We start from the raw sequence: 3,169 nt of genomic DNA, 5'->3' as shown, positions 1-3,169 counted from the left end.
TATGAATAAGGTGCTGTTTGCAGCAAGGTCGGCTTCCTAGTGGGAAGAAAGCTTGACGCGACAGCAGAAGAGAAGATTCTGACAGGGCATCAACTTATGGTGTGGGGTTGGATATGTCGGAAAATCTTGAGCTGCAAGACGCAGTGGGGCGTTTCTTAAAAATCATTGGGCGCTACTCGTTGCTCACCGCCGAGGAAGAACTGCGTCTGGCCCACCAAGTGCAGCGGATGATGGCCCTTCTGGAGCAGCGGCGGCAGCACGAGTCGCTGGAGGATTGGAGCCAACGGCTGGGGATCCCTTTAGAGGAGCTGCAGCAGATCCTGCGGCAGGGGGAAGCCGCCAAGAAGCGCATGGTGGAGTGCAACCTGCGCCTGGTGGTGTCGATTGCCAAGCGCTACCGCAACCGCGGTCTGCCCTTTCTGGATCTGATTCAGGAGGGCACCATCGGCCTCACCCGCGCCGTGGAAAAGTTCGATCCCACGCGGGGGTACAAGTTCTCCACCTACGCCACCTGGTGGATCCGGCAGAGCGTGAACCGCGGCATCCAAAACAAGGGGCGCCTGATCCGGCTGCCCGCCCACATGTACGAGAAGGTCTCCCAGGTGAAGCGGCGCTACCGCGAGCTGTCCGCCGAAAGGGGATCCCGGCCTGCCGCAGAGGAAGTTTTCGATTCGCTGGATATTGGCGACAACTACCGCGAACTGATCACCCGCCACATGGCGGAGATGCGTTCTTTGAATGTGGGAGTAGGGGACGAAGACGGCACCGAGCTGCAACATTTTATCCCCGACGAGGACAACGATCCGGTCGAACATCTGAACCGGGTTGCCCATTGCGAGGAGGTGCGCGCTCTGGTGGGCCAACTGAGCGAACGCGAGCAGCAGGTAATTGTGGCCCGCTATGGGCTGGATGGGTCGAAGGGCCTGACGTTGCGGGAGATCGGGGAGCACATCGGTCTTTCGCGGGAGCGAGTCCGACAGATTGAGCGGCGGGCCCTGCGGAAATTGCGGCGGCTGCAGCAGGAATACTCCACCCCCAAGGCCGGCAGACAGCTCAACTCCCCAAGCTAACCGGAGCCTGCCCCTCTATAGAAGGGCTTTTTTACCACTTCGGCGGGCCGGCGCTGGCCCCGAATCTCAATCTCCAGCCGGGATCCCACCTTGGCCCAAGTTGAATCCACATATCCCAGGCCAATGCCGTAGCCCAAGGTAGGAGAATGGCTGCCGCTGGTTACCCGCCCGATCGGCTCAGGGGAGTTGGGAGCGTAGATGGCATAGCCGCTGCGGGGAATGGCTCGATCCAATAGGCGAAACCCCACCAGGCGACGCGGGATCCCTTGCTCGCGTTGACGTTCGAGGGCCAGCTTGCCAATGTAGTCCCCTGGATTGTTGACCAACCAACCCAAGTCAGCTTCCAGGGGAGTCGTGCTCTCGTCCATGTCCTGGCCGTAGAGGCAAAAAGCAGCCTCTAGGCGCAGGGTATCGCGGCAGCCGAAGCCACAGGGCTGTACTCCTGCCTGCACCAGTTGCTCCCAGAGCCAGCAGCCCTCTGGGGGGCTAAGCAAGATCTCAAAGCCGTCTTCTCCGGTGTAGCCGGTGCGGGCCACAAAGACCCTTGCCCCTGAGGATCCCCCTTTTTGAGGAGCAAACTGCCCGTGTTGAAAGCGGCGCAAAGCCTTCAGGGATCCCGCCAAAAAGGGCTGAAGGACCTCTTCCGCTGCCGGCCCCTGCACCGCCAGCAACACCTGCGACTCGGTGTGATCCTGCAGTTCCAGCCCAGGGATCCCCTGCTGCTGCAGCCACTCCCTATCTTTGTGGCGGGTGGCCGCGTTGACGATCAGGCTCCAGTGCTCCAGCTCCCCTTCCGGTGGATGCCGGTAGAAGATGACATCGTCCACAATGCCCCCCAGCGGATTGAGCAAAACCGTGTAGCGAGCGGATCCCGCCCGAACGGCGGCCAGGTCGCTGGGCACCAGCCGGCTGAGGTGGGATCCCAGCTCTGGCCCCCAGAGCTCGAACTTGCCCATGTGGGAGATGTCGAAGACGCCCGCCCGCTCCCGCACTGCTCGATGCTCGGCCACCACCCCCTGGTACTGCAGGGGCATTTCCCAGCCGGCAAAGGAGACAAACCGCGCCCCCAAGGCTTGATGGAAGGGAAACAGGGGGGGGCGCTGCAGGGAAGTTGTGCCCATCAACGGATCTCTAAGAATCAAGGACTAGGATAAACGCACCGTCGCCGATTCTCCGAGCTTGTCCAGTGCCTTCTGTCCCTGCCATGATCCGCAATTGACAAGCTGGAGCGATCCCTGCAGTTCTGCTGCGACGTTTTGGGAGGCAGCACCGTGAGGCCGTTGTCAGTTAGCCGATCCACCTACGGTTAATTGTCCCAACACGTTGATGTCGAAGGTGAAGTTGATCGTCACCGAGTTGCCCTCATAGGCTTCAGGCAGAGGCAAAAAGGGTGCCGCCCGCTGAATCGCCGTCAGCGCCGCGTCGTCGGTTTGTTGGCTGCCAGATGTGCGCCCTAAGCGAATGCTCTGTAGGTCGCCGGCTCGACCCACGGTGAAGATCACCACCGTGCGGCGGGAAGTGCCGGTCTGCCCTGGGATCCAATTTTGTTCCACTTTCCGTTGCAAAGCTGCCAGCCAAGGGCCCCAATCCACATTGGCCCGCGCCGCCACACTGGGGGGGTTGGGAGCCGACTGGGTGGGGTTGGCCAAGCCGCTGGCTCCTCTGCCCTGGATCCCAGCCCCATCACTGGGAGCGGAAGCGCTGATGGGCGGCCCCAACTGGGAAGAATCGGAGGGCCGCTCAGCAGGGAGAACCTCCGTCGGCGGTTGGGGAGCAGGCGCAACGGGCTGCAATTGGCTGAGATCCGAAGCCCGCTCGCTGGGCTGCACGGGTAGAGGCTCGGCGGTGGGGGGAGGCGTGGGATCCGGCGTGGCAGGAGGAGCAGCCGCCACGGGCGGCGGGGTCTGGGTGGGAGTGGGTCGGGGGGCTGGGGTGGGCGGAGGTGGGGCTGCAGTTGGGGTTGCCGCAGGCCGAGGAGGAGCCGGAGGCGCAGTTGGTGTGGGGGGTGGGGTAGGTCTAGGAGTGGCCAGGGCAACTTCCGCCGGGGCAGGTGGTGGCACAGGGGCAGGCTGCTGTGGTTGCGGCGGCTGGGGTTGGGG

3 protein-coding genes are annotated in these 3,169 nt (G+C 63.0%); 1 reads left to right on the top strand and 2 read right to left on the bottom strand.

Annotated elements, in window-relative coordinates:
- Positions 1-113 precede the first annotated feature (113 nt).
- Complete coding sequence (locus tag NW844_RS12045; RefSeq protein ID WP_414335953.1) at positions 114-1,070, top strand: sigma-70 family RNA polymerase sigma factor; 957 nt, start codon at positions 114-116, stop codon at positions 1,068-1,070.
- On the opposite strand, the gene gcvT is transcribed toward NW844_RS12045, so the two are convergent.
- Both gcvT and NW844_RS12035 read right to left on the bottom strand, forming a co-directional pair.
- Entirely contained in the window at positions 1,067-2,191 is a 1,125-nt protein-coding gene (gcvT, locus tag NW844_RS12040; protein ID WP_414335951.1) for a glycine cleavage system aminomethyltransferase GcvT, read from the bottom strand. The genes NW844_RS12045 and gcvT overlap by 4 nt on opposite strands.
- Positions 2,192-2,353: 162 nt before the next feature.
- Positions 2,354-3,169 (bottom strand): energy transducer TonB (locus NW844_RS12035; protein WP_414335949.1); only part of this gene is annotated, 816 nt, incomplete at its 5' end.

The sequence above is a fragment of the Synechococcus sp. H55.2 genome (assembly GCF_047462495.1).
In the GTDB taxonomy this organism is placed as follows: Bacteria; Cyanobacteriota; Cyanobacteriia; order Thermostichales; family Thermostichaceae; genus Thermostichus.
This window is presented reverse-complemented; position numbering and strand designations above follow the sequence as displayed.